We start from the raw sequence: 25,577 nt of genomic DNA on the forward strand, positions 1-25,577 counted from the left end.
ACGGTGAGCACCATGACCGGACCGCTGACCGACGTCGTCGTCGTCGACCTCTCCCGCGCCCTGGCCGGGCCGCACGCCACCATGATGCTCGGCGACCTGGGCGCGCGGGTCGTCAAGGTGGAGGTGCCCGAGCGGGGCGACGACACGCGCGGCTGGGGCCCGCCGTTCGTCGGTGCGGAGGACGCCCGCGAGTCGACGTACTTCCTCTCCGCGAACCGCAACAAGGAGTCGATCGCGCTCGACCTCAAGGCCGACGCCGACAGGGAGACGCTCCTCGACCTCGTGGACCGCGCCGACGTGCTCGTGGAGAACTTCCGGCCCGGGGTGCTGGACCGCCTCGGCCTGGGTGTCGACTCCCTGCTGGAGCGCAACCCGCGCCTCGTGGTGCTCTCGATCACCGGGTTCGGGCACGACGGTCCGGAGGGCGGACGTGCCGGCTACGACCAGATCGCCCAGGGCGAAGCCGGCCTGATGTCCCTGACCGGCTCCGGTCCGGACGACCCGCAGCGCGTGGGCGTGCCGATCGGCGACCTGCTCGCCGGGATCTACGGCGCGTACGGCGTGCTGGCGGCGCTGCACGAGCGGCACCGCACCGGCGCCGGCCAGGTGGTGCGCACGTCGCTGCTGGCCGCCGTCACGGGGGTGCACGCCTTCCAGGGCACGCGGTGGACGGTCGCCGGGGAGGTGGGGCGCGCGCAGGGCAACCACCACCCTTCCATCGCGCCGTACGGCCTGTTCCGCTGCCGTGACGGCGCCGTCCAGATAGCCGTCGGGTCCGAGGCGCTGTGGCAGCGGTTCTGCCTCGCGTTCGGGCTCGACGCGGACGCCGAGGGTCTGCGGGACAACTCCGGGCGGGTGGCCCGCCGCGACCAGGTGATCAAGGTGGTCGAGGAAGCCTTCGAGGCCTACGACGCCGACGCGCTGCTGACCAAGCTGGCCGACGCCGGGATCCCGGCGGGCCGGGTGCGTACGCTCGACGAGGTGTACGCATGGGAGCAGACGGCGAGCCAGGGGCTGCTCGTGGACGTGGAGCACACGAGCCTCGGCCGGCTCACCCTGCCGGGGCCGCCGCTGCGGTTCTTCGACGCCGACGGCACCGAGGTCACGCGCCGCGAGCACCGCGCGCCGCCGGTGCTGGACGAGCACGCGGCCCGGATCCGGGCCTGGCTCGACGCGTCGGGGACGCCGTGACCCGCCGCTGGACGGCGCGCGAGCTGCTCGACCTGGTGCTCGACGCCGGCAGCTTCGAGTCCTGGGACGAGCCGGTCGACACCTCCGGGCACCCGGCGGAGTACCGCGCGGTGCTGGCCGCCGCGGCCGAGAAGGCCGGCACCGACGAGTCCGTGCTCACCGGCCGCGGGCGCGTCCGCGGGCGGCCCGTCGTGGTCGTCGTCAACGAGTTCCGGTTCCTCGGGGGCTCGATCGGCCGGGCCGCCGCGCGACGGATCACCGCCGCCGTCCGGCGCGCGACTGCGGAGCGCCTGCCCGTCCTGGCCACGACGGCGTCGGGCGGCACGCGCATGCAGGAGGGCACGCCCGCGTTCCTCCGGATGGTCGAGATCTCGCGCGCCGTCATGGCGCACCGCGACGCCGGCCTGCCCTACCTCGTCTACCTGCGGCACCCCACGACCGGCGGCGTCTACGCGTCCTGGGGCTCGCTCGCCCACCTCACCGTCGCCGAACCGGGTGCCCTCATCGGGTTCCTGGGCCCGCGCGTGGTCGAGGCCCTGACCGGCAAGGCGCTGCCCGACGGCGTGCAGTCCGCCGAGAACCTCGCCGCCAAGGGCGTGCTCGACGGCGTCGTCACGCCCGAGAGCCTGCCCGCGCTGGTCGAGCGGGCGCTCGCGGTGCTGGTCGACCCGCCGTCGTCGGCCACGCTGCCGCGCCGGACGGGCGAGCCCTCCGGGACGACGTCGGCCTGGGACTCCGTGCTGCGCACCCGCGCCGCGGGCCGGGTCGGCGTGCGCGACCTGCTGCGCCACGGGGCCTCGGGGACCGTGCGGCTGTCCGGCACGGACGAGGGCGAGCGGGACGAGTCGATGCTGGTCGCGCTCACGCGGCTCGACGGCCGGCCGTGCCTGGTCGTCGGCCAGGACCGCAGTCGGCAGACCGAGGCCACCCCGATGGGTCCGGCCGCGCTGCGCGTGGCCCGGCGCGCGATGGGGCTGGCCGAGGAGCTGCGACTGCCCCTGGTCGCCGTGATCGACACGCCCGGGGCCGAGCTCTCGCAGGCCGCCGAGGAGGGCGCGCTCGCCGGTGAGATCGCCCGCTGCATGGCGGCGCTGACCCGGATGACCGTGCCGACGCTGTCCGTGATCCTCGGCCAGGGCTGCGGCGGCGGGGCGCTCGCGCTGCTGCCCGCGCAGGCGGTGATCGCGGCGGAGCACGCCTGGCTGTCGCCGCTGCCGCCCGAGGGTGCGAGCGTCATCGTGCACGGGGACACCACGCACGCGGCCGAGCTGGCCGAGGCCCAGCACGTGCGCGCCGTCGACCTGCTCGCCGAGGGCGCGGTCCAGCGCGTGGTCCCGGAGCACGACGGCGACACGGTCCGCGACGTCGCGGTGGCAGTGGCGGCGGAGTGCGCGGCGGTGCTGGCTGGTCGGTAGTTCGGGTGGTCGGCAGTTTCGGGTGATCGGCAGAATGTCAGGTGGTCGGTATTCCGAGCTGCCGACCACCTGACATTCTGCCGACCACCCGAATTGCCGACTGAACAGCTAGCGCTTCTCCAGGGCCTTGCGGACCTGCTGGACCAGCGCGAACACCAGGAGCGCAGCGAACAGGATCGATGCCACGTTGTCGGGCAGCACGACCGACAGGCTCGCGCCGCCGAACGAGAACACCGAAGCGACCAGGCCGATGATCGCCGCCGTCCTGAGGTGCACCAGGCCGTTGCGCGCGTTGACCCAGGTGCCCGAGACGGCGGTGGGGATCATCGCGACCAGCGAGGTGCCCTTGGCGAGCGCGGGGGCGAAGTCGAACAGCGCGGAGAGCCCCGGCACGGCGATCTGGCCGCCGCCGATGCCGAGCAGGCCCGAGGCGATGCCCATGACCAGGCCGAGCCCGACCATGCCGGCGCCGTCGAGCAGGCTGGGAACCCCCTGCGCGGTGTCGACGGACGGCGGGTCGACGAACGAGTCGAGCAGGGAGCGCACGATGCCCGCGACGAGCACCCCGACGAACAGCCAGCGCAGCAGGGTCTCGGGCACGCGCGCGAGCAGTCGCGCGCCGTAGGCCGCGCCGACCACGGAGCCGACGACGAGCAGCCCGGCGGAGATCAGGTCGACCGCCTGGTGCGTCAGGTACGGGATGGACCCGACGATCGCGGCCGGGAGGATCGCCGCCAGCGAGTAGGCGCTCGCGCGGCGCTGCGTCAGCCCGCCGAGCGAGGTCAGGAGAGGGACCATCACGATGCCGCCGCCGAGGCCGAACAGACCGGAGAACGCTCCGCCGACGATCCCGACGAGGACGGCGCGGGGTGGGGTCAGGGAGTCGTCAGTCTGCTCGGTCACCCCGTGATGATCTCAGGTGTGCGGCGATGGTCTGTGCGCAGTCCAGCGAGGCGGTGCGCGTGGTGTCCACCTCCAGGTCGTAGCGGACGCCCTGGTGGACGACGTCGGCCTGCTGCGCGGCCATGCCGGCCACCCGGTCGCCGCGGGCCGCCTCGCGCTGCCCGGCCACGTCGGGGTCGCACCGCACGCCCACCCAGAGCGTCGGCACGTCACCCAGTGCGTCGAGCCAGCGGCGCTGCGACCCGCCGCCGCCCAGGAACACGTCGTCGACCACGAGGTGCGCGCCGGCGCGCACCATGGCGACCAGCCCGGCGATCCAGGCGTCCTGCAGGGCCATGAAGTCCTGCCCGACGGCGACGCCGCCGTCGTCGGCGAACCCGATCCCGTCGCCGCCGGCCGTCAGCCGGGCGGGCATCGCGTCGACGAGCGTGTCGATGCTGAGCGAGAGCCAGGGCTCGGGCAGCACGGCCTGGAGCTCGCGGGCGATCGCCGACTTGCCCGAGCTGGATCCGCCGTTGAGGACGATGACCTGGGTGTGCACGCCGCCACCGTACGAGTGTCGGTGACGCGCGCTACAGTGATTATCAAGTTGAGCGGAATAGACTCAACTTTGCGCAGGTTTCAACCAGTAGACCTCTGTCCCACCTGAACCAGCCCCGGGAGGCTTCATGGACACCAAGTTCACGACCATGTCGCAGCAGGCGATCGGCGACGCCATCCAGTCGGCGTCGGCCGCCGGCAACCCGCAGCTCGAGCCGGTCCACCTGCTCGCCTCGCTGCTCCAGCAGGAGCGCGGCGTGGCCGTCGGCCTGCTCGACGCGGTCGGGGCGAACGCGCAGGCCATCGGCCAGCAGGTGCGCGCCGCTCTCGTCGCGCTGCCCCAGGCCAGCGGCAGCAGCACCGCCCAGCCGAGCGCGAGCCGCGCCCTGGCGACGGTCCTCGACCTGGCGGGCAAGGAGGCCCAGGGGCTGGGCGACGAGTACGTCTCCACCGAGCACCTGCTCATCGCGCTGGCCGCCGGGCAGTCGTCCGCGGCGCAGATCCTGTCCGACGCCGGGGCGACCGCCGACGCGCTGCGCGCCGCCCTGCCCGCCGTCCGCGGTTCCGGCCGCGTCACGAGCCCCAACCCGGAGGGCACCTACAAGGCGCTGGAGCAGTACGGCACCGACCTGACGCAGCAAGCGCGTGACGGCAAGCTGGACCCGGTGATCGGCCGCGACTCGGAGATCCGCCGCGTGATCCAGGTGCTCAGCCGCCGCACGAAGAACAACCCCGTGCTCATCGGCGAGCCCGGCGTCGGCAAGACCGCCGTCGTCGAGGGGCTCGCCCAGCGCGTGGTGGCCGGCGACGTCCCCGAGTCCCTCAAGGGCAAGCGCCTGATCGCGCTCGACCTGGCCTCGATGGTGGCCGGCGCCAAGTACCGCGGCGAGTTCGAGGAGCGCCTCAAGGCGGTCCTGGAGGAGATCACGGCGTCGGACGGCGAGGTGGTCACCTTCATCGACGAGCTGCACACCGTGGTCGGCGCGGGCGCCGGCGGTGACGGCGCCATGGACGCCGGCAACATGCTCAAGCCCATGCTGGCCCGCGGCGAGCTCCGCATGGTCGGTGCCACCACGCTCGACGAGTACCGCGAGCACATCGAGAAGGACCCCGCGCTGGAGCGCCGGTTCCAGCAGGTCTTCGTGGGCGAGCCCTCGGTCGAGGACACCGTGGCGATCCTGCGCGGGCTCAAGGAGCGGTACGAGGCGCACCACAAGGTGACGATCGCCGACTCGGCGCTCGTGGCTGCCGCGTCGCTCTCCGACCGGTACATCTCCGGCCGCCAGCTTCCCGACAAGGCGATCGACCTGGTCGACGAGGCCGCGTCCCGCCTGCGCATGGAGCTCGACTCCTCCCCGATCGAGATCGACGAGCTGCAGCGCGCCGTGACTCGCCTGGAGATGGAGGAGGTCGTGCTCTCCGAGTCGGCCGACGCCGCCTCCAAGGACCGGCTCGAACGGCTCCGTGCCGACCTCGCCGACCGTCGCGAGGCCCTCGCCGCGCTCACCGCGCGCTGGGAGTCCGAGAAGGCAGGGCACAACCGCGTGGGCGACCTGCGCGCACGCCTGGACGAGCTGCGCACCGACGCCGAGCGCAAGCTCCGCGAGGGCGACCTGGAGGGCGCGGCCCGCATCCGGTACGGCGAGATCCCTGTCGTCGAGAAGGAGCTCGCGGCCGCCGAGGAGGCCGAGGCCGGCGCGGAGGACGTGCCGGACGGCCTCGGCCCGGAGACCGCCGAGCCCCCGATGATCGCCGACAAGGTCGGCGCCGACGAGATCGCCGAGGTGGTCGCCGCCTGGACCGGCATCCCCGCCGGGCGGCTGCTCCAGGGCGAGTCCGAGAAGCTCCTGCACATGGAGGACGTGCTCGGCGAACGCCTGATCGGCCAGCGGGCCGCGGTCGCCGCCGTGTCCGACGCCGTGCGGCGCACCCGCGCCGGCGTCTCCGACCCCGACCGGCCCACCGGGTCGTTCCTCTTCCTCGGGCCCACCGGTGTGGGCAAGACGGAGCTCGCCAAGGCGCTCGCGGACTTCCTGTTCGACGACGAGCGCGCCATGGTGCGCATCGACATGTCCGAGTACGGGGAGAAGCACTCCGTCGCCCGGCTCGTCGGCGCCCCTCCGGGCTACGTCGGGTACGAGGAGGGCGGTCAGCTCACCGAGGCCGTGCGGCGCAGGCCGTACTCGGTGGTGCTGCTGGACGAGGTGGAGAAGGCGCACCCCGAGGTCTTCGACATCCTGCTCCAGGTGCTCGACGACGGCCGCCTCACCGACGGCCAGGGCCGCACCGTGGACTTCCGCAACACCATCCTCGTGCTGACCTCGAACCTCGGCTCGCAGTTCCTCGTGGAACCGATGCTGTCGGACGAGGAGCGGCGGGAGTCCGTGATGACCGCCGTCCGCGCCGCGTTCAAGCCGGAGTTCCTCAACCGGCTAGACGACGTGGTGATCTTCGACGCGCTGTCGCTCGACGAGCTCGGCCGCATCGTCGACCTGCAGGTCAGGGCCTTCGCGAAGCGGCTCGGTGACCGGCGCATCACGCTGGAGGTGACCACGGCGGCCCGCGAGTGGCTTGCCCTGGAGGGCTTCGACCCGGCCTACGGTGCCCGGCCGCTGCGTCGCCTCGTGCAGCGCGAGATCGGCGACCGCCTGGCGCGGCTGCTGCTCGCGGGCGAGGTGTCCGACGGCGACACGGTGATCGTGGACCGCGCCGACGGCGAGGGCCTGGCCCTCGAACGGCGGGTGCTCACCGCGTAGCCGGAGCGGTGGCTGCTCACCGCCGGCCGGTACCACCGGATGTGACGGTGTTGTGAAGGTGGCCCCCCGTTCGCCCAGAACCGGAAATCCCGCACGTCCCTCTGTATGTGCGGGGTGAATCCGTGCGCGGCCGGCCGCGCACGGCCCGGCACGGTCCAGGGCGCGCGGGGGGCGAGCCGGCGGGAGCCATCACGAGAGGCAGACGGTCGAGGAGGCCCGGTGCTGCGGTTCCACTTCACTTCGGACGACCTGGCCCGGGTCCGGATCGCCCCGGGCCCGGACCCCCTGTGGGAGACGCTGCTCAGCGCCCACGTGGTGAACCAGCGCGGGGGGACGACGCTGTTCGACCCCTGGCGCGAGCGCGTGCTGTCCGGCCTGCCGCCCGCGGCGCGGATGCTGCTGCGCCTGGCGCCGCCGCGCGGGTACTCGCCGGACTTCCTCACGCCGGTCACCGGCGCCGACCTGCTCCTGCCCGGCGTCGACGCGTTCGAGACCGGGCTCGACGCGGTGCTGTCCACGCCACGGGACCAGCTCCGGCGGGACATCTCCCGGCTCGCGCACGGGCGCAGGCCACACCTGTGGATGCGGGACCTCGCCGACGGGTCCGCGCCCGCCGTGCGCGGCCTCGGCGTCGCGATGCGCTCGTACCACGAGCAGGCGGTCGGGCCGTACTGGAGCGGCATCCTCGCCGCCGTCGACGTCGACCGCGCGGCGCGCACCCGGGCTTGGGTGGAGGGCGGTACCGAGCACGCGCTGCGCACGCTGCACCCCGCGATCCGGTGGGAGCACCCCGTGCTCTCCGTGACGACCGCCGCCGAGCGGGACGTGCACCTGGCGGGCCGGGGCCTGCTCATCGTCCCGTCGTACTTCTGCCACCGGGCCCCGATCTCGCTGGCCGACCCCGAGCTCCCGCCCCTGCTGATCTACCCCATCACCCACGAGCAGGTCTGGACCGGCACCCGGCCCGTGGCGCAGGCCGACGGCGGCCGGCAGCTCACCGCGCTGCTCGGGCGCACCCGGGCCGCGGTGCTCCGCGCGCTCGGCACCGGCGCGACCACGAGCGAGCTCGCGCAGCGCCTGGCGATCTCCCCGGCGTCGGCGTCGGAGCACGCCACCGTGCTGCGCAACGCCGGGCTCGTCTCCAGCGGGCGCGAGCGCAACACCGTGCTCCACGCGCTGACCCCGCTGGGCCGCACCCTGCTGGACGGCGGCGACGGCCACGTGCCGACGGGGTCGACCGCTACTGCAGCAGATCCTGCGTGATCGGCTCCGCGGTGGTCGCCAGGCACAGGCCGACCCGGTCGCCGTCGGCCCACGAGTCCTCGCTGGGGCCCCACACGACGTAGCTCACCGAGTCCGCGACCGGGCTCGTGCGCGCGTTCGGGCCGAGCTGCTTGGTGCCGCAGACCTGCGCGATTCGCGTGTCGACGGCGTCCCGGCCCGGCCAGACGGCGGCGTCGGCGAAGTCGGTGCGGCCCACCACCTGGGCGGTGTGCGAGGCGTCGCACGGGACCGCGAGCACCTCCGAGATCTCGCCGTCCGGCGGGACGCTCTCCACGCAGGAGCCGAGCACGAGCTGCAGCGGGTGCACCTCCTGGGGCTCCGCGATCATCGCCTCGATGGGCTCCCACTGCTGCCGGCCGACCACGTTCACGATCAGGACGATCACCGCGACGACCGCCACCACGGCCAGCGTCGCCCCGGCGATCAGGGCGTACCGGCGCCGCTTTGCGGACTCGTCGGCCTCGGTGGGCGGGCGCCAGCCCGCGTAGGAGGCCTCGGGCGCGTAGTCGTGGACGGCCGGGAACGAGTGCGGTGAACCCCCGGGCGTCACCGGGAACGGCGACGGCGGCTGCTGCGGTGCCGACGGCGCCTGCGGCGACCCGCCCTGCGGGTGCTGCTGCGGTGCCGCGGGCGTCGGGAACGGGCTCGGCGGCGTGCTGGCCGGCGGGGTGCGGGTCGCGGGGGAGGCGAAGAGCTCCGAGGCGGCGGCGAAGTCGTCATCCGACGCCGGGGTGCTCGTCCCGGGCTCCTCGGTGTCCTGGTCGTCCTCCGCCGCGGCGGGCTCGGCCGGGGTGTCCCCCGCCGCCCGCTCGGCCGCCTGGGCCGCGGGGGCGGGTGCGTCCGGCGCGTCCGCGGGGGAGCCGTCGGACGGTGCGTCCGGGCTCTGCGCGTCCGGGCTCGAGGCCGAGGCGTCGTCGCCCGCCGCCTCGTCCTCGGCCGCGACGGTGCGGGGGCCGAGCGCCTTCTTGTGCGCGGCGGCGATCGCCGCGAAGGAGAGGGCCTTGAAGTCGAACGTCTCGTCGACGACCGGCGCGGCTGTCGATGCCGGCTTGGTGTCGGCGGCCTTGTCGTCCGACGTGTCGTCGGCTTCGTCGCCGGCCCGGTCGGCGGACGCCGCGGCCTCGTCGGCAGTGGTCTTGGCGTCGGCGGTCGCCTCGGGCGCCGTTTCCTCGGGCTCCGGTGTCGGTTCGGGTGCGGACGCCGCCGGGGTCGCGGCCTGCGCGGCCGGTCGCGCGGCGGCCGGGACGACGCGGATCTCCTCGGTGGGCGCCTCGTACCGTCGCGTCCGGTCCGCCGCCGCCTGGGACGGCTCGGGCGCGGGCTCCGCGGGCTGCACGTCCTCGGGCTCCGGCACGGTGGCCGACACGGCGGCGGGCTCCGGTGCGGACGGCGACTCGGGCGCGGACGCCGGCTCGGGCGCGGAGGCCGGCTCGGTGATCGCCTCCGGCTCGGCCGGGCTCGCGGCGGACGACTCGTCGTCCGCGACCGCGGCGTCACTGCCGTCGTCGCTCGTCTCGTCCGCGGCCGAACCCGTCGGGTCGGCGGCGTCCGAGGCGGCGGCGTCCGCGGCCGGAGCCGTCTCGGCGACCTCGTCGGTCGTGCCGCCCACGCCCTCCGCGGGCGCGGGCTCGGCGTCCTCGGGCTCTGCGGCCTCAGGAGCCCGGCCGGACGGTTCCGCGGCCTCCGCGTCGCCCTCGCCGTCGTCCTTGCCGCCGAGGCTGCCGGGCGTGCGATCCGGCTCCGACTCGACCGGGGACGCCTTCGCCACAGGATCCGAGACGGGGATCTCGGCGACTTCAGTGGCGGCCGGGGACTGGTCGGGCGTCGACGTCATGCAGGTTAACTTACCGACATTCTGTAACGACCCCGCTACCGGAACGGCAACCGTTTCGACCGCACTCGATCTGTGGACAAATTCACCCGAGGATTTCCCCATCGGGAGTGGAACCTGCCCACATCACAGCCGTCGCAGGACGGATCAATCGGTCAGGTCGACAATCACCGGGACGTGGTCCGACGCGCCCTTCCCCTTGCGCTCGTCGCGGTCGATCACGGCGCCGGCCGCCCGTCCCGCGAGCGCGGGCGAGGCCCAGCAGAAGTCGATCCGCAGCCCCTTGTTCCGCGGGAACGCGAGCTGCTGGTAGTCCCAGTAGGTGTAGGTGTGCTCCTCCGGGAGGAACTTGCGGGTCAGCTCCGTGTACCCGGCGTCGCCGAAGGCCTCGAACGCGGCCCGCTCCGGCGGGGACACGTGGGTCTTCCCGGCGAAGTCGGCGGCGTCGTACACGTCGGTGTCCAGGGGGATCACGTTCCAGTCCCCCGTGAGCGCGACGGCGTCGCCGGCGTCCGCCCAGGTCTTCGCCGCGGCCCGGAGCGACTCCAGCCAGGCCAGCTTGTACGCGTAGTGCGGGTCGTCGAGCGCCCGGCCGTGCGGTACGTACAGGCTCCACACGCGGACGCCGCCGCAGGTCGCGCCGATCGCCCGCGCCTCGACCGGCGGGACGACGTCGAGCAGGGCGTCCGGGCCGTCGTCGGCGACCGCCTTCGCGAAGCCGGGCTGCCCCGGGAACTGGGTGGCGACGTCGTCCAGGCCGACGCGCGACACGATGGCCACGCCGTTCCACTGCGACAGCCCGAAGTGCGCCACCTCGTACCCGGCGGCCTCGAACGCCGCGGTGGGGAACTGGTCGTCCCGGCACTTGGTCTCCTGGATCGCCAGGACGTCGGTCTGCGACCGGTCGAGAAAGGCGAGCACACGGTCGACCCGCGTGCGGATCGAGTTGACGTTCCAGGTAGCGAGGCGCACGCCGACAGCCTACGTGCGCGGCTGTGCCGACCGTCGTACGACCCGTGCGCGTGCGGTGGAGCAGGTGATGCGCATATGGTGTAGTAGATAGTGCGCGCGCGGTGTAGTAGATGGTGCGCAAATCGTGTAGTAGCAGCTGCGAGCCCGCCAGTGCTCCGTTGCCCGAGATGGAGGAGATGTACGTGGCCGTCTATGAGCGTCGCGTGATAGACGACCTGCTCGATGAGGTACAGCCCCACCTGGAAGCCACCTCGATCTACGGGCCAAAGGGCGTAGGAAAGACGGAGACGGCTCGCCGTAGAGCGAAGTCCGTCCTGGAACTCGATCAGGAGAGCGGCAGGCAGCGGCTCCTGTCCGATCCTGGCCTGCTGCGCACGCTTCCCGGTCCGGTGCTGGTCGATGAGTGGCAGCGCTGGCCGGAGTCCTGGGATCGAGTGCGCCGAGCGGTAGATGACGGCGCTGAGCTCGGCCGTTTCCTGCTCACCGGGAGCTCGGCTCCACGCGGGGCCGGTGTGCACTCGGGTGCCGGGCGGATCATCGGCCTCCGAATGCGTCCGATGAGCCTCCTCGAGCGTGGTGTGGCCAGTCCCGCAGTGAGCCTCGCCGACATGCTTCGCGGGGAGGCGGAGATCGGCGGGGAGACAGATGTCGTGCTCGGCGACTACGTCGAGGAGATCGTTGCGTCGGGCCTGCCTGGTGTCCGCTCCGCTCCCACGCCGCAGCTCCGTCGTCTCAGACTCAATACCTACCTCGACAACATCGCCCAGCGGGAGTTCGTGGAGCAGGGGTACCCGGTCCGCCGTCCCGAGGCCCTTCGCGCGTGGCTCGCTGCGTACGCAGCCGCACTGTCCACCACGGCCAAGTACGTCGAGATCCTCGATGCGGCGACACCCAACGAAGGCGACAAGCCCTCGAAGAAGACGACGATCGGATACAGAGATGCGCTCTCCGGACTGTGGCTGCTCGACCCGACCCCCGCGTGGATGCCGACGTCGAATCACCTGGCCAGGCTGGGACAGGCCAGCAAGCACCAGCTCGCTGATCCTGCGCTTGCGGCCCGGCTGCTGAACCTGACCGCGGACGGGCTGATGGCAGGTCGCGGTGACATGGCAGCCATCGACCACGGAGGCATACTCGGTGCGCTCTTCGAGTCATTGGTCACCCTCGACACGCAGGTCTATGCCCAGAACGTGGAAGCCCGCGTCTATCACCTCCGGGACCGGGACGGCCGTCACGAGGTGGATCTCGTCGTCGAAGGCGTCGGAAATCGTGTCGTCGCCCTGGAGGTCAAGCTCACAGCGACGCCGGACGACCACGATGTTCGGCAGCTCTTGTGGCTCCGCGAGCAGATCGGTGACAACCTCGCAGACATGGCCGTCATCACCACGGGTAAGCACGCTTACCGCCGGCGAGACGGCGTCGCTGTGATTCCCGCCGCACTTCTCGGACCCTGATTATCGAGCCGTTTCACCCCGACTACCCTGGTCGTGTGCAGATCCTCACCGGGCGTCGTGCCGTCGGCGCCGTCGTCGTCCTCACGTCAGCGGCCCTGGTCACGGCCTGCAGCGCCGGGAGCTCGTCCGGCGAGGCCTCGGGAGAGGGGCGGACCGACGTCGTCGTCGGGCTGACCGGGGAGCCGACCAACCTCGACTTCACGACGACGTCCGGCTCGGCGATCCCCCAGCTGCTGATGAACAACGTGTACGAGGGCCTGGTGACCATCGACCAGGAGGGCGAGGTGCAGCCGCAGCTCGCCGAGTCCTGGGAGATCAACGGCGACCGCACGGTCTACACCTTCACGCTGCACGACGGCGTGACGTTCTCCGACGGCTCCGCCTTCACCGCGGACGACGTGGTGTCGTCGATCGGGCGGGTCCAGGACGACTGGACGCTGAGCCTCAAGTCGAAGATGGACGTGGTCGAGAGCGTCGAGGCGGTCAGCGACACCGTGGTCGCGGTGACCCTGGCGCACCCCAGCAACGCGTGGCTGTTCGACATGGGCACGTCCGTCGGCGCCATGTTCCCCGACGACCTGTCCGTCGACCTCGCGACCGAGGCGGTCGGCACCGGTCCCTACACGGTCGAGGAGGTCGCGACCGGCGAGCACGTCACGCTCGCCGCCCGCGACGACTACTGGGGCGAGGCGCCCGCGCTCACCGAGGTCACGGTGCGGTACTTCGCCGACGCGAACGCGCAGGCCAACGCGGTCCGCGCCGGCGACGTCGACATGGCGTACAACATGCAGGCCCCGGACCTGATCTCCGGGCTGGAGCAGGACGAGGACCTCCAGGTGATCGACGGCACCTCGACGGGCGAGGTGCTGCTCTCGCTGAACAACGCCCGGCCGCCCTTCGACGACCTGAACGTGCGCCGCGCGGTCATGTACGCGATCGACCGGCAGGCCGTCCTGGACACGGCGTGGGCCGGGCACGGCCAGCTCATCGGCTCGATGGTGCCGCCGACCGACCCCTACTACCAGGACCTCACGGGCTCCTACCCGTACGACCCGGACCGCGCGCGCGAGCTGCTGGCCGAGGCCGGCGCCGAGGACCTGAGCATCACCTTCGACGTCCCGACCCGCCCCTACGCGGAGGCCGTCGCCCAGGTGGTCGTCTCGCAGCTCAAGGACGTCGGTATCGACGCGAAGATCGTCCCGGCCGAGTTCCCCGCCGTCTGGCTCGACAAGGTGTTCACCGAGCACGACTACGAGATGTCCGTGATCCTCCACACCGAGGCCCGGGACATGCTCACGATCTTCGGCGACCCCGACTACTACATCGGCTACGACAACCCGGAGCTCGCGCAGGTGGCCGAGCAGGCCGACGAGGGCAGCCCCGACCAGTACGTCGCCGGCATGCAGGAGGTCGCCCGGATGATCGTGGACGACGCCGCGAGCGACCCCCTGTTCCTCTTCCCCAACACGGTCGTGGCCGACGCCGCCCTCACGGGCATCGCTGCGAACGCCACCACGGAGTCCATGGACCTGACCGGCCTGCGCTGGTCGGACAGCTGATCCGGCCCGCCGCCGGACACCGCCGTGGCCAGACACCTCGCGTCCCACGTCGCCCAGCTCGCCGCCACGCTGCTCGTGGCGACGGCGGCGATCTTCGTGCTGCTGCGGGTGCTGCCCGGCGACCCCGCCGTCGTCGCCCTCGGGATCGAGGCGTCCCCGGAGGCGCTCGCGGCCTGGCGCGCCGAGCACGGCACGGACGGCCCCCTGGTCGTCCAGTACCTGAGCTGGGTGGGTGGGCTGCTCACCGGTGACCTCGGCACGAGCTACGTCACGTCGCAGGACCTGACGCCGCTCGTCGCGGACCGGGTGCAGGTCACGGGCATCCTGGTGCTGCTCGGCATGCTGATCGCCCTGGTGGTTGCGGTGCCGCTGGGGACGCTGGCCGCCGTCTGGCACCGGAACGCGGGCGGCGTGACGCTCTCCGCGGTGAGCCAGGTCGGGGTGGCCGTGCCGAACTTCCTGGTGGGTGTGCTGCTGGTGTCCGTGTTCGCGGTGCGCCTGGGCTGGCTGCCCTCGGGCGGGTGGACGGCGCCTGTCGACGGGCTCGGCGAGTTCTGGCGGCACGTGCTGCTGCCTGCTGTCGCCCTGGGCTCCGTGCAGGCCGCGATCATCACGCGGTACGTGCGCAGCGCCGTGCTGGAGATCATGCGCGAGGACTTCCTGCGTACCGCCCGCGCCAAGGGGCTCACCTTCACCGGCGCGCTGGTGCGGCACGGGCTGCGGAACGCGGGCGTGCCGATCGTGACGGTCGTCGGGGTGCAGATCGCGTCCATGCTGATCGGCGCCGTGGTGATCGAACGGGTCTTCGCCGTGCCCGGTCTCGGCAGTCTCCTGCTGGACTCCGTGGGCAACCGCGACCTGCTGGCCGTGCAGTCGATCGTGGCGGTGCTCGTGGTGCTGGTGGTGCTGCTGAACTTCCTGGTCGACCTGGCCTACACGCTGCTGGACCCCCGGCTGCGGAGGGCGGCATGAGCGGCCCGGGCGGGCCCTGGACCCCGGTGGTCGAGCCTGTCGAGACCTCGCGCCGTCGCCCCGGCCTGCACCCGCAGCTCGTCATCGGTGCGGTGCTGGTGGGGCTCGTGGTGGTCACGGCGCTCGTGTCCCTGGTCTGGACCCCGTACGACCCCGAGCACACCGGCGCGGAGCGGCTGCTGCCGCCGGGCGCCGAGCACTGGTTCGGCACCGACCGGTTCGGTCGCGACGTGTTCTCGCAGGTCATGGTCGGCGCGCAGATCACGCTGCTGGTCGGGCTCGTCGCGGTCGGGATCGCCGCCGTGGTCGGCGTGCCGGTCGGCGTGCTCGCGGGGATGCTCCAGGGGTCGGGCCGCGGGCGACCCGCCGCGGTGCTCATGCGGGGCAGCGACATCCTGCTCGCGTTCCCGGGCCTGCTGCTCGCGATCGTGCTGGGCGCGGTCTACGGCGCGGGCACGGTGACGGCGATGGTCGCGCTCGGCATCGGCTCGATCCCCGCCTTCGCGCGCGTGGCCCGCAGCGGCACCCTGCAGGTGATGCGCTCCGACTACGTGCTCGCCGCCCGCGCGGCGAACCGGGGGAACCTCGCGATCGCGGCGCGGCACGTGCTGCCCAACATCGCCGGCACGGTGCTGGTGCAGTGCTCCGTGAACTTCGCGATCGCCGTGCTCGCCGAGGCCGGGCTGTCGTTCCTGGGCCTGGGCACGCCCCCGCCCACGCCGTCGTGGGGCCGCATGCTGCAGGAGTCGCAGCAGTTCCTGGGCGTGGCCGACCACCTCGCGATCGTGCCGGGCGTGGCCGTCGCCGTGGCGGTGCTGGGCTTCAACCTGCTGGGCGACGGCCTCCGCGACGTCCTGGACCCGCGGCTGGCGGCCGACCCCGCCAGACCCCCGCTGGTCGAGCCCGTCCAGGCCCCCGCCGCACCAGCGCAGGTCGAGCTCGTCGAGCCTCCCGCGGCGCCACCCGCCCTGGACCTGCGCCGGCTGACCGTCCGCACCCCGAGCGGACGGGCGCTCCTGTCCGACGTCTCGCTGCGCGTCGCCGCGGGCGAGCGCGTCGGGCTGATCGGCGAGTCCGGGTCGGGCAAGACGATGACGGCGCTCGCGGCGCTGGGCCTGCTGCCCGACGGCGTCTCGGCATCCGGGCACGTCGGCCTCGCCGGGGTGGACGGGAACTTCCTGGACCGGGGCGAACGCGCGCTGGCGCGGCTGCGCGGGCGGGAGATCTCGATGGTCTTCCAGGAGCCGATGACGGCCCTCAACCCGCTGATGCGCGTGGGCCGCCAGGTCGCGGAGGCGATGACGGTGCACGGCGTCGCGGCTGGGACAGCCTCCCTGAGGGCGGCGGACCTGCTGGCCGAGGTGGGCCTGCCCGACGGCGCCGCGCGGCGGTACCCGCACGAGCTGTCCGGCGGGCAGCGGCAGCGGGTGGTGCTGGCGATGGCGCTGGCGAACGACCCGGCGGTGCTCGTGGCCGACGAGCCGACCACGGCCCTCGACGTCACCGTGCAGCGGCAGGTGCTGGACCTCATGGTCCGGCTGGTCCGTGAGCGGGGCGCCGGGCTGCTGTTCATCACGCACGACCTGGCCGTGGTGTCCCAGGTGTGCGAGCGCGTGGTGGTGCTGCTCGACGGCGTCGTGGTGGAGGAGGGACCGGTCGCCGACGTGTTCGCGCACCCCCGGCACGAGTACACGCGGCGGCTGCTCGCGGCATCGACCCTGGAACCTCGCCCGTCACAGGCCGAGCCCGCAGCGCTGGCCGAGCCCGCAGCGCTGGTCGAGCCCGCAGCGCTGGTCGAGCCTGTCGAGACCCCGCCCGCCGTCGTCCCGGAGCCCGCCCTGATCCGCGTCGCGGACGTGACCCGTACCTACGCGAGCCGCGGCGAGACCGTGCACGCCCTGCGGGGAGTCTCCCTGGAGGTCCGCGAGGGGCAGCGGTTCGGCATCGTGGGCGAGTCGGGGTCGGGCAAGTCGACGCTGCTGCGCATCGTCTCCGGACTGGACCGGGCGACGTCGGGCCGCGTGACCAGCGCGGGTGTCGACCTGAGCCCCGCGGAGGCCGCGTCGTCAGCAGGCGCGCGCGGCGGCGGGCCGGCGGCGGCGCACGACCTCGGCGACCTCCGCGCCGCCCTCCAGCTCGTGTTCCAGGATCCCTACGGCTCGCTGGACCCCCGGATGACCGTGGGCGACATCGTGGCGGAGCCGCTGCTCAACCCGGCGAACGTCCGGGACGGCGGCCCTCGGACCGCGGCTGCCCGGCGCGACGTCGTCCGCGAGATGCTGGACGCCGTCGGCCTGCCGCTCGATGCGACGGACCGGTACCCGCACCAGTTCTCCGGCGGGCAGCGGCAGCGCATCGCGATCGCGCGAGCCCTGGTGTGCCGGCCGCGCATCCTCGTGGCGGACGAGCCGGTCAGCGCGCTCGACGTCTCCGTGCGCCGGCAGGTGCTCGACCTGCTCGCGCGGCTCGCCGACGAGTACGCGCTGACGCTGCTGCTCGTGTCGCACGACCTCGGCGTCGTGCGGCACGTCTGCGACACCGTCGCGGTGATGCACGACGGGCTGATCGTGGAGCAGGGGCCGACGGCCCAGGTCTACGACGACCCGCGGCACGAGTACACGCGGCGCCTGCGCGCGGCGACGCCGCAGCTCACCCGCTGACCTGTCAGACCCCCACGCACGTGTCAGACGTACGGATCCCCGGGTGACCTGTGGGTCTGACACGTGCGGGGACGTCTGACACATCGGCGCAGCCGCGGCCCGTTCGCCGGTGTAGCCTCCTGCGCGAGATGAGCGACCACGTGACCAGCGGTGACGGTGACCTTTCCGCGCCCGACGACGCCACCCCGGCCGCCCGGACAACGCACGCCGGCAAGCCGCCCATCCGCCTGATCTACGTCCCCGGGCTCGGCGACCGGATGCCGCCGCTCGTGCATCTCCAGCGTGAGGCGCTGCGCACCTGGCGCGCGCTGGGCGTGCGCACCACGATGTTCCGCGTCCGCTGGTCGTCCGACGCGACGTTCGAGGAACGGCTGGACCGGCTCGACGCCCTGGTCGACCAGTTCGAGCAGCGGGGCGAGCGCGTGGCCCTCATGGGCGCGTCCGCCGGCGCGGGCGCGGTGCTCGCGGAGTACGCCCGACGCCGCTCGATCGTCGCCGTCGTGATCATCGCCGGGAAGTTCCTCGAACCCGAGGACATCATCAAGCCCGTGCTCGAACGCAACGCGCCGTTCGCCCAGTCGCTGTCCGCCGTGCCGAAGCTCCTGGAGGACCTCGGCCCCGACGACCGGGCCAGGATCCTGAGCCTGCGCTCGGCGCGGGACGGCGTGGTCGACGACGAGGACACCCTGCTCGAGGGTGCCGTGAACGAGACGATGCGCGTGGTGGGCCACGTGATCGCGATCGGGTACGCGCTGATGTTCCGCGCGCGGCGAGTCGTCCGGTTCCTGCGCGAGGTCGCGACGGACTGAGCCGGATCCCTGCCGTTCCGCGGGTCCGGGTGCTACCGTGTCTCACATCGTGAGCACCTTCCTCTGTACCTGCTGTCGCCGCTGAGCGGTCGCCCTCCGGGCGACCCCCTGGCGCGATTCCTCGCGCCGCCGACAGCAGCTCCTGCTCACATCGCATCCCTGTGCACGCGCACCGGGCTCCCGCATTCCTCCGTCCGGAGGCGTCGGAGCACCCGGGCGAGGTCTCGGCGATGCCGGGGCGGCCGCCGTCGGCGCACCCCCGGCACCCTCGAAAGGACCCTCACCATGCCCGGCATCCCCGTACTGGACCTCTCGCTGCTCGACGGCGACCCCGGCGACCAGGCCCGTTTCCGCGACGAGCTGCGGCGCGCGACCCATGAGGTCGGCTTCTTCTCCCTGGTCGGCCACGGCGTCCCCCGCGACCTGATCGACCGCGCGTACGCCACCGCCCGCGAGTTCTTCGCGCTCCCCGAGGAGCAGAAGCGCGCGATCGAGAACGTCCACAGCCCCCACTTCCGCGGCTGGACGCGGATGGGCGGCGAACGCACGCTCGGCCGCGTGGACCGGCGCGAGCAGATCGACATCGGCGCCGAGCGGCCGGCGGTGCCCGCCGGACCCGGCGTCCCCGACTACTGGGTCCTGGAGGGCCCGAACCTGTGGCCCGAGTCCCTGCCGGCCCTGCGCGAGGTCGCCGAGGAGTGGCTCAGCAGGCTCGACGGCGTCGCGACCCGGCTGCTGCGAGCCTGGGCCGAGTCGCTCGGCGCGCCGTCGGACACGTTCGACGCCGTCTTCGAGCGGCCCTCGCCCCACCTGAAGATCGCGCGCTACCCGGGGGTCGAGGGGGCCGCGCCCGCGCAGGGCGTCGGCGCGCACAAGGACCTCGGCGTGCTCACGCTGCTCTCGGTCGAGGACGGCAAGGCGGGCCTCCAGGTCGAGAAGGACGGCGCGTGGCTCGACGTCGTCCCGCCCGCCGGGGCGTTCGTCGTGAACATCGGCGAGCTGCTGGAGATCGCGACGGACGGTTACCTCAAGGCGACGCTGCACCGTGTCGTGTCCCCGCCGGCGGGCACCGAGCGCATCTCGATCCCGTACTTCCACGGGCCCGCGCTCGACGCGACCATCCCGGACGTCGAGCTGCCGGAGCCGCTCCGCGCCGCCGCGCCCGGTGTCACGCTGGACCCGGCGAACCCGCTGCACGCGGTGTTCGGCGACAACTGGCTCAAGAGCCGGGTGCGGGCGCACCCCAACGTGGTGGAGGCCCAGCACCCGGGCTTGCTGCAGCAGGCGTGAGCACCCCCCGCCCTCGCGCGTGTCAGACTCACCGATCCCTCGGGCGACCTGTGGGTCTGACACGTGGCACGGAGTAGCCAGCCTTACGGACGCTTCAGAAACAGTGCGTATCCGGACTCTTGTCCCCGGTATCCCGGCGTCCGCAGACTCTGGCCATGACGATCTCCCAGGACACCTCCGCCGCCGTCGCCCACTTCGCGGGGCGCCTCGCCTTCGAGACCGACGTCAGCGACGTCCACGCGGCGCTGACCGCGAACAGCCCGTTCACGCTGGTCGACGTCCGCTCCCCGACCTGCTGGGACCAGGGCCACATCCCGGGCGCCGTGCACCTGCCCGGCGGCAAGGTGCGCCTGCGGGCCGAGCAGACCGTCGACCGGGAGAAGCCCGTGGTCGTGTACTGCTGGGGGCCGGCCTGCAACGGCGCGACCAAGGCGGCCCTGGAGTTCGCGAAGCTCGGCTACGAGGTCAAGGAGATGATCGGCGGGTTCGAGTACTGGGTCCGGGAGGGCTTCGCCTACGAGACGGCGACCGGCCCCGTCCAGCCGGAGCCGGACCCGCTGACGGCCCCGGTCTGACACCCGGCTGTCGAGGCCACTTCGGACGGCGGACGGCGGACGGCGGCGGGTCACGCCGGGCGGTAGCGGTTCTCCGGGCGGCCCGTCGCGCCGTAGCGGGGCGCCACCTGGGCGTACCCCTCCGTGACCAGGTGCTCCAGGTAGCGGCGGGCGCTGACGCGCGACATCCCGACCGCCTCGGCGACCTCGGCCGCCGAGGCGTCGGCACCCGCAGCCCCGCCCCCGCCGTCCCCCGCGCACAGCCGCGCCAGCGCCGCCCGGACCAGGTCGCGGCTGCGGCCCGAGAGTCCCTTGGGCAGCCGGTCGGCGGAGCGCGGGCCGGCCAGGAGCTGGTCCACCTCGTCCTGGTCGAGGGTGTCCTGGGCCCGGCGCACGTCCTCGCGCCGCTGCCACACCTCGTCGAGCCGCTCCCGCAGCGCCGCGGACGTGAAGGGTTTGACCAGGTAGGCCACCACCCCGCCGGCCATCGCCTGGCGCACGCTGTCGAGCTCGCGGACGGCCGTGGTGGCGACGACGTCGACCGGCGGCCCCGGCAGCATCCGCAGCCGCTGCAGCACGTCGAGCCCGCCGATGTCCGGCAGGTGCAGGTCCAGCAGCACCAGGTCGGGGCGCAGCGCGGACACGAGGCGCAGCGCGTCCGCCCCGGTCCGCGCCTCGCCCACGACGACGAACCGGGGATGGCTCTCCACGAAACCCCGGTGCACGGTCGCGACCACGGGGTCGTCCTCGACGACGAGCGTCCGCGCCTGCTCGGTCACGACCGGGCCTCCGCAGTCCCGGCGCCCGCCCGAGCGCCTGAGCCCGCACCAGCCCCCACGCCCGCCCGCGCCCGCCCACCGGCAACCGCCGCGACCGGCACCGGCAGCTCGACCCGCACGCATGCCCCGCCGAGGTCGCCGGTCCCGAGCACCACCTCGCCGTGGCGCCGGTCCACCACGCGCCGGACCAGGGCCAGGCCGATGCCCCGGCTGTGCTCCCGGTCGCCGGGCACCTTCGTGGAGAACCCCGCCTTGAACACCTGGTGGTGCAGCGGCGTGGGGATGCCGGGGCCGTCGTCGTCCACCTGGAGCCGTAGCCGCGCCCCGTCAGCACGCAGCAGCACGCGGACCCGGCCGTCCGGCCCCGCGGCGTCCACCGCGTTGTCGATCAGGTTGCCCAGCACGATGAGGACGTCGGTGTGCAGCGCCGAACCGTCCGGCGTCGTCGGCGCGTCGAGCGCGGACTCGTCCGCGACGTCGAGCGTGACGCCGCGCTCCCGCGCGGTGATCGCCTTGACCAGCAGCAGTGCGGCGACCTCGGGGGACCGGACGCCCGGCGCGACGGCGGACGCGGTGAGCAGCCCGCCGTGGCCGGAGCGCTCGATGAACGCGACCGCCTCCTCCGTGCGGCCCAGCTCCAGCAGCCCCGAGATGACGTGCACGGTGTTGGCGAACTCGTGCGACTGCGAGCGCAGGGCGTCCGTGAGCCCGCGGGTCTCCAGCAGCGTCGCGATGTCCTCGGGTTCGAGCAGGTAGATGCGGCGGCGCACCAGGCGCGTCACCCAGGCCGCGCACAGCACCCCGACGACGGCGGCCGCGGCCAGCGCGGCGAGCAGCCAGCCCCGGTCGTCGGTCAGGTCGGCGCGCAGCTCGGACTCCAGGATGCCCACGCTGGCGGTGCCGATCACCGGGGCGGGCGTGGAGTCGTCGGCCGCGTCGCCGAAGACGGGCACCTTGACGCGCCACGACGTGCCCAGGGTGCCGGTCTGGGTGCCCGTCCACACCTTGCCGGACAGCGGCACGGACGGGTCCGTCGAGACCCGCTGCCCGATCTGCTCGGGGTCGGGGTGGGAGTAGCGCACGCCGTGCTCGTCGGTGACGACGACGTAGGTGACGTCGGAGGCCTCGCGGATCACCTCGGCGATCGGCTGGATGGTCGCGGCCGGGTCCTCGTCGTCGAACGCGTCGTGGATCGCGGGCAGGCGCGCGACCGACTGGGCCACGCCGGACATGCGGTCGACGTAGGCCTCGCGGAGCTGTCGTTCCTGCAGGGTGGAGGCCACGAGCCCGGTCGTGCACACGAGCACGAGCACGATGACGACCTGCAGCGCCAGGAGCTGCACCCGGAGCGTCATCGCTCTTCTCACGGGGGCCAGTGTGCACCGCTTGCCGGTCGAGGCGGTAGCCGCACGGCGTGACCGAAACGACCACAACCTTCGTTGCGACCAGAACCGGGCCGCTACGGCCGCCGCTCCCTACGCTCTCGCCCGGACGGACAGAGGACCGGCGGCGTAGCCGGCCCCGACCGTCCGCACACGCATCCGCTCGAGGAGGAGACATGCGCATCATCCGGTCCGGGGCTGCCCCCGTCGGAATCGTCCTGGCACTGGCGCTCGCCGGCTGCTCGGTCCTGGAGTCGAACGGTGGTGGCGGTGACGCCGCGATCGACGAGCTCAGCATCGTCGTGCCCGCCGGGCCCGGCGGCGGCTGGGACCAGACCGGCCGCGCCATGCAGGCCGACCTGCAGGGGGAGGGCCTGGTCGGCTCGGCCACGGTCACCAACGTGGACGGCGCCGGCGGCACGGTGGGTCTGGCGAACATCGCCAACGCCACCGACCCGAACACCCTGCTCGTGATGGGCCTGGTCATGGTGGGGGCTGTCGAGACCAACCAGTCACAGGCCCGGATCGAGCACACCACCCCGATCGCGCGCCTCACCGAGGAGCAGGAGGTCATCGTGGTGCCGAAGGAGTCGCCGTACCAGAACGTCGACGACCTCGTCGCCGACATCAAGGAGAACGGCAAGAAGGTCTCGATCACCGGCGGCTCGGCGGGCGGTACCGACCACATCCTCGCGGGGATGCTCATGCAGGCCGGCGGCATCCCGTCGGAGAACATCGGCACCAAGCTCAACTACATCGCCTACTCCGGCGGCGGCGAGTCGCTGGCGGCGCTGCTGGGCAACAACGTGAGCGCGGGCATCTCGGGGGTCAGCGAGTACGCGGAGCAGGTGGCCGCGGGCGAGCTGCGGGCCCTCGCGGTCTCCGGCGAGGAGCGGGTCGAGGCCCTGCCCGACACGCCGACCCTCACCGAGGCCGGGTACGACGTCGTCCTCACCAACTGGCGCGGCGTGGTCGCCCCGGGCACGATCGACGACGCCCAGCGCGAGGCGCTGACCACCACGGTCACCGAGCTCGCCCAGTCCGAGTCGTGGCAGGCCACGCTCGAGGAGAAGGGCTGGGACGACGCCTTCCTCGCCGGCGACGAGTTCGACACGTACCTCGAGGGCAACATCGCGGAGTCCCTGGCCGTGCTCAAGGACATCGGGCTCGTCCGGTGACGTCGGACGGCACGGCGCCCGGGGCGCCCGACGTGGCCGAGGCGGCCGAACGGCCGCCCCGCAGGTGGGGCGAGCTCGTGCTCGCCCTGGCCACGACCGCCCTCGGGGCCTACGTGCTGGTGGCCGCCGGGAGCATCACGGTCCCCGGCTCGACCAACACGCTCGGCCCGCGGGCCTTCCCGTACCTGGTGGGCGGCATGCTCGTCGCCGCGGGCGTCGTGCTGACCGTCCTGATCCTGAGCGGCCGGGCCGGCGAGGAGGAGGGCGGCGAGGACGTCGACCCCACCGTCCGGACCGACTGGCTCACGGTGGTGCTGCTCGTGGTGGTCCTGGTGGTCCACGTGTTCGCGATCAACGTCGTGGGCTGGCCGTTCGCCGCCGCGCTCCTGTTCGCGGGCGCGGCGGTCATCCTGGGCGCCCGCCCGTGGTGGCGCGCCGCACTGGTCGGGCTCGTGCTGGGCCTGGTCATCCAAGTGATCTTCGGCGGGCTGCTGGGGCTGTCGCTCCCGGCCGGACCGCTGCTGGAAGGGGTGCCGTTCCTCCGTGGATAACTTCTCGGCCCTGATCGACGGGTTCGCCACCGTGCTGCACCCGATGTACCTGCTGTACGCGCTGTTCGGCGTGTTCATCGGGACGGCGGTGGGCGTGCTGCCGGGCATCGGCCCGGCCATGGCCATCGCCCTGCTCCTGCCCCTGACGTACACGCTGGAGCCGACGGCGGCGATCATCCTCTTCGCCGGCATCTACTACGGCGGCATGTACGGCGGGTCGACCACGTCGATCCTGCTCAACACCCCCGGCGAGTCCGCCTCGATCGTCACGGCGATCGAGGGCAACAAGATGGCGCGCGCCGGGCGCGGTGCCGCCGCGCTCGCCACCGCCGCCCTCGGCTCGTTCGTGGCGGGCTCGCTCGCCACCGTGGCGCTGACGTTCCTGGCGCCCGTGATCGCCCGCTGGGCGGTGCAGCTCGGCGAGCCGGACTACTTCGCCCTCATGGTGGTCGCGTTCGTCACCGTGGGCGCGCTGCTCGGGTCCTCGGTGCCCCGCGGCCTCGCCGCGCTCGCCCTCGGCCTGTTCCTCGGCCTGGTCGGCACCGACACGCTGACCGGCCAGCAGCGCTTCACGTTCGGCGTGCTCAACCTGGCCGACGGGATCGACGTCGTGATCGTCGCCGTCGGGCTGTTCGCCGTGGGCGAGGCCCTGTACGTGGGCTCCCGGATGCGGCACGGCCCGGTCCGGATCATCCCGGTCGAGAAGGGCTGGCGCACCTGGATGAAGCGCGACGACTGGCGCCGGTCCTGGAAGCCGTGGTTGCGCGGCGCCGCGATCGGCTTCCCCGTCGGCACCATCCCCGCGGGCGGGGCCGACGTCGCGACCTTCCTCTCCTACGCCGCCGAACGCCGGCTCGCCGGCCCGCGGCGCAAGCAGTTCGGCAAGGGCGCGATCGAGGGCGTGGCCGGGCCCGAGGCCGCGAACAACGCGGCGGCGTCAGGCGTGCTCGTGCCGCTGCTCACCCTGGGCCTGCCCACCACGGCGACGGCGGCGATCATCATCGTCGCGTTCCAGTCCTACGGCATCCAGCCCGGGCCACTGCTGCTGCAGAGCGAGTCCGCCCTGGTGTGGGCGCTGATCGCCAGCCTCTACATCGGCAACCTCATGCTGGTGGTGCTGAACCTGCCGCTGGTGGGCATGTGGGTCAAGGTGCTGCGCATCCCGCGGCACTACCTGTACGCGGGCATCCTCCTGTTCGGCGCGCTGGGCTCGTACGCGCTGAACTTCTCGCCCGTGGACGTGCTGCTCCTGGTGCTCATCGGGCTGGCCGGGTTCTTCATGCGCCGGTACGGGTACCCCGTGGCGCCCCTGGTGGTCGGCATGATCCTCGGCCCGATGGCGGAGGACCGGCTGCGCCGCTCCCTCGCGATCAGCCAGGGCGACCTGACCTACCTCGTGACCAGCCCGTTCGCCGCGACCGCGTACATCGCGATCGTGGTGCTCCTCGTCGTCGGCCTGTGGCTCAAGCGCCGGGAGCGGGCCGAGGAGGCCTAGGG

At 73.3% G+C, this 25,577-nt stretch carries 20 protein-coding genes; 14 read left to right on the forward strand and 6 right to left on the reverse strand.

What is annotated here, in order from left to right; translation table 11 throughout:
• The first annotated feature begins 12 nt into the window (after positions 1 to 12).
• Together ACZ7LE_RS01785 and ACZ7LE_RS01790 are read left to right on the forward strand one after the other, a co-directional pair.
• Positions 13 to 1,191 carry a CaiB/BaiF CoA transferase family protein gene (locus ACZ7LE_RS01785; RefSeq protein ID WP_470401684.1) on the forward strand — a complete coding sequence of 393 codons (1,179 nt, stop codon included), beginning with the start codon at positions 13 to 15 and terminating at the stop codon, positions 1,189 to 1,191.
• Positions 1,188 to 2,606 (forward strand): carboxyl transferase domain-containing protein, encoded by a 1,419-nt coding sequence (locus ACZ7LE_RS01790; protein ID WP_470401685.1) that lies wholly within the window; start codon positions 1,188 to 1,190, stop codon positions 2,604 to 2,606. Before ACZ7LE_RS01785 ends, ACZ7LE_RS01790 begins: the two co-directional genes overlap by 4 nt.
• Positions 2,607 to 2,714: 108 nt before the next feature.
• Here the strand turns inward: ACZ7LE_RS01790 and ACZ7LE_RS01795 are convergent, their stop codons facing one another.
• The gene (locus tag ACZ7LE_RS01795) at positions 2,715 to 3,509 is read right to left on the reverse strand and encodes a sulfite exporter TauE/SafE family protein (protein WP_470401686.1); all 795 of its coding nucleotides are present in this window, start codon (positions 3,507 to 3,509) and stop codon (positions 2,715 to 2,717) included.
• The gene (gene cpt, locus ACZ7LE_RS01800; protein WP_470401687.1) at positions 3,493 to 4,050 is read right to left on the reverse strand and encodes a chloramphenicol phosphotransferase CPT; all 558 of its coding nucleotides are present in this window, start codon (positions 4,048 to 4,050) and stop codon (positions 3,493 to 3,495) included. Before cpt ends, ACZ7LE_RS01795 begins: the two co-directional genes overlap by 17 nt.
• A gap of 127 nt (positions 4,051 to 4,177) precedes the next feature.
• On the opposite strand from cpt, the gene clpB reads away from it, so the two are divergent.
• The gene (gene clpB, locus ACZ7LE_RS01805; RefSeq protein ID WP_470401688.1) at positions 4,178 to 6,805 is read left to right on the forward strand and encodes an ATP-dependent chaperone ClpB; all 2,628 of its coding nucleotides are present in this window, start codon (positions 4,178 to 4,180) and stop codon (positions 6,803 to 6,805) included.
• Positions 6,806 to 7,024: 219 nt separating this feature from the next.
• Positions 7,025 to 8,068: an ArsR/SmtB family transcription factor gene (locus ACZ7LE_RS01810; protein WP_470401689.1), complete on the forward strand. Its 1,044-nt coding sequence runs from the start codon at positions 7,025 to 7,027 to the stop codon at positions 8,066 to 8,068.
• On the opposite strand, the gene ACZ7LE_RS01815 is transcribed toward ACZ7LE_RS01810, so the two are convergent.
• Both ACZ7LE_RS01815 and ACZ7LE_RS01820 read right to left on the reverse strand, forming a co-directional pair.
• The gene (locus tag ACZ7LE_RS01815) at positions 8,046 to 9,923 is read right to left on the reverse strand and encodes a septum formation family protein (RefSeq protein ID WP_470401690.1); all 1,878 of its coding nucleotides are present in this window, start codon (positions 9,921 to 9,923) and stop codon (positions 8,046 to 8,048) included. The genes ACZ7LE_RS01810 and ACZ7LE_RS01815 overlap by 23 nt on opposite strands.
• A gap of 144 nt (positions 9,924 to 10,067) precedes the next feature.
• A complete protein-coding gene (locus ACZ7LE_RS01820) occupies positions 10,068 to 10,892 on the reverse strand; it encodes an exodeoxyribonuclease III (RefSeq protein ID WP_470401691.1) in 825 nt (274 codons plus the stop codon).
• A 182-nt stretch (positions 10,893 to 11,074) separates the two neighbouring features.
• Here ACZ7LE_RS01820 and ACZ7LE_RS01825 point away from each other — a divergent pair, with 182 nt between their 5' ends.
• The 7 genes from ACZ7LE_RS01825 to ACZ7LE_RS01855 all read left to right on the forward strand — a co-directional run bounded on the left by ACZ7LE_RS01825 (position 11,075) and on the right by ACZ7LE_RS01855 (position 20,211).
• Positions 11,075 to 12,346 (forward strand): ATP-binding protein, encoded by a 1,272-nt coding sequence (locus ACZ7LE_RS01825; RefSeq protein WP_470401692.1) that lies wholly within the window; start codon positions 11,075 to 11,077, stop codon positions 12,344 to 12,346.
• 35 nt (positions 12,347 to 12,381) lie between these two features.
• Positions 12,382 to 13,905, forward strand: coding sequence for an ABC transporter substrate-binding protein (locus ACZ7LE_RS01830; protein WP_470401693.1), 1,524 nt, complete (start codon positions 12,382 to 12,384; stop codon positions 13,903 to 13,905).
• A 24-nt stretch (positions 13,906 to 13,929) separates the two neighbouring features.
• Complete coding sequence (locus ACZ7LE_RS01835) at positions 13,930 to 14,877, forward strand: ABC transporter permease (RefSeq protein ID WP_400537622.1); 948 nt, start codon at positions 13,930 to 13,932, stop codon at positions 14,875 to 14,877.
• Positions 14,874 to 17,537, forward strand: a complete 2,664-nt coding sequence (locus ACZ7LE_RS01840; RefSeq protein WP_470401694.1) for a dipeptide ABC transporter ATP-binding protein — start codon at positions 14,874 to 14,876, stop codon at positions 17,535 to 17,537. The genes ACZ7LE_RS01835 and ACZ7LE_RS01840 overlap by 4 nt, the downstream gene beginning before the upstream one ends.
• Positions 17,538 to 17,665: 128 nt before the next feature.
• A complete protein-coding gene (locus ACZ7LE_RS01845; RefSeq protein WP_470401695.1) occupies positions 17,666 to 18,346 on the forward strand; it encodes an alpha/beta fold hydrolase in 681 nt (226 codons plus the stop codon).
• Between the two features lie 285 nt (positions 18,347 to 18,631).
• Positions 18,632 to 19,636: an isopenicillin N synthase family dioxygenase gene (locus ACZ7LE_RS01850; RefSeq protein ID WP_470401696.1), complete on the forward strand. Its 1,005-nt coding sequence runs from the start codon at positions 18,632 to 18,634 to the stop codon at positions 19,634 to 19,636.
• A gap of 155 nt (positions 19,637 to 19,791) precedes the next feature.
• Positions 19,792 to 20,211: a rhodanese-like domain-containing protein gene (locus ACZ7LE_RS01855; RefSeq protein WP_470401697.1), complete on the forward strand. Its 420-nt coding sequence runs from the start codon at positions 19,792 to 19,794 to the stop codon at positions 20,209 to 20,211.
• Between the two features lie 50 nt (positions 20,212 to 20,261).
• Here the strand turns inward: ACZ7LE_RS01855 and ACZ7LE_RS01860 are convergent, their stop codons facing one another.
• Positions 20,262 to 20,969 (reverse strand): response regulator, encoded by a 708-nt coding sequence (locus ACZ7LE_RS01860; RefSeq protein ID WP_470401698.1) that lies wholly within the window; start codon positions 20,967 to 20,969, stop codon positions 20,262 to 20,264.
• Positions 20,966 to 22,336, reverse strand: a complete 1,371-nt coding sequence (locus ACZ7LE_RS01865; protein ID WP_470401699.1) for a sensor histidine kinase — start codon at positions 22,334 to 22,336, stop codon at positions 20,966 to 20,968. Before ACZ7LE_RS01865 ends, ACZ7LE_RS01860 begins: the two co-directional genes overlap by 4 nt.
• A 191-nt stretch (positions 22,337 to 22,527) precedes the next feature.
• On the opposite strand from ACZ7LE_RS01865, the gene ACZ7LE_RS01870 reads away from it, so the two are divergent.
• From ACZ7LE_RS01870 to ACZ7LE_RS01880, 3 genes are read left to right on the forward strand one after another with little or no spacing between them, the layout of a single operon-like run.
• Positions 22,528 to 23,529: a Bug family tripartite tricarboxylate transporter substrate binding protein gene (locus ACZ7LE_RS01870; RefSeq protein ID WP_470401700.1), complete on the forward strand. Its 1,002-nt coding sequence runs from the start codon at positions 22,528 to 22,530 to the stop codon at positions 23,527 to 23,529.
• On the forward strand, positions 23,526 to 24,080 hold the full coding sequence (locus ACZ7LE_RS01875; RefSeq protein WP_470401701.1) for a tripartite tricarboxylate transporter TctB family protein: 555 nt from the start codon (positions 23,526 to 23,528) through the stop codon (positions 24,078 to 24,080). Before ACZ7LE_RS01870 ends, ACZ7LE_RS01875 begins: the two co-directional genes overlap by 4 nt.
• Positions 24,073 to 25,575: a tripartite tricarboxylate transporter permease gene (locus ACZ7LE_RS01880; RefSeq protein WP_470401702.1), complete on the forward strand. Its 1,503-nt coding sequence runs from the start codon at positions 24,073 to 24,075 to the stop codon at positions 25,573 to 25,575. Before ACZ7LE_RS01875 ends, ACZ7LE_RS01880 begins: the two co-directional genes overlap by 8 nt.
• The last annotated feature ends 2 nt before the right edge of the window (positions 25,576 to 25,577 follow it).

It is taken from the genome of Promicromonospora sp. NPDC110617, from assembly GCF_055598465.1.

Coding starts and splice junctions, on each gene's coding strand:
- ACZ7LE_RS01850 (WP_470401696.1), top strand. CDS start 18,632: ATGCCCGGCATCCCCGTACTGGACCTCTCGCTGCTCGACGGCGACCCC.
- ACZ7LE_RS01870 (WP_470401700.1), top strand. CDS start 22,528: ATGCGCATCATCCGGTCCGGGGCTGCCCCCGTCGGAATCGTCCTGGCA.
- ACZ7LE_RS01840 (WP_470401694.1), top strand. CDS start 14,874: ATGAGCGGCCCGGGCGGGCCCTGGACCCCGGTGGTCGAGCCTGTCGAG.
- ACZ7LE_RS01855 (WP_470401697.1), top strand. CDS start 19,792: ATGACGATCTCCCAGGACACCTCCGCCGCCGTCGCCCACTTCGCGGGG.
- ACZ7LE_RS01845 (WP_470401695.1), top strand. CDS start 17,666: ATGAGCGACCACGTGACCAGCGGTGACGGTGACCTTTCCGCGCCCGAC.
- ACZ7LE_RS01815 (WP_470401690.1), bottom strand. CDS start 9,923: ATGACGTCGACGCCCGACCAGTCCCCGGCCGCCACTGAAGTCGCCGAG.
- ACZ7LE_RS01785 (WP_470401684.1), top strand. CDS start 13: ATGACCGGACCGCTGACCGACGTCGTCGTCGTCGACCTCTCCCGCGCC.
- clpB (WP_470401688.1), top strand. CDS start 4,178: ATGGACACCAAGTTCACGACCATGTCGCAGCAGGCGATCGGCGACGCC.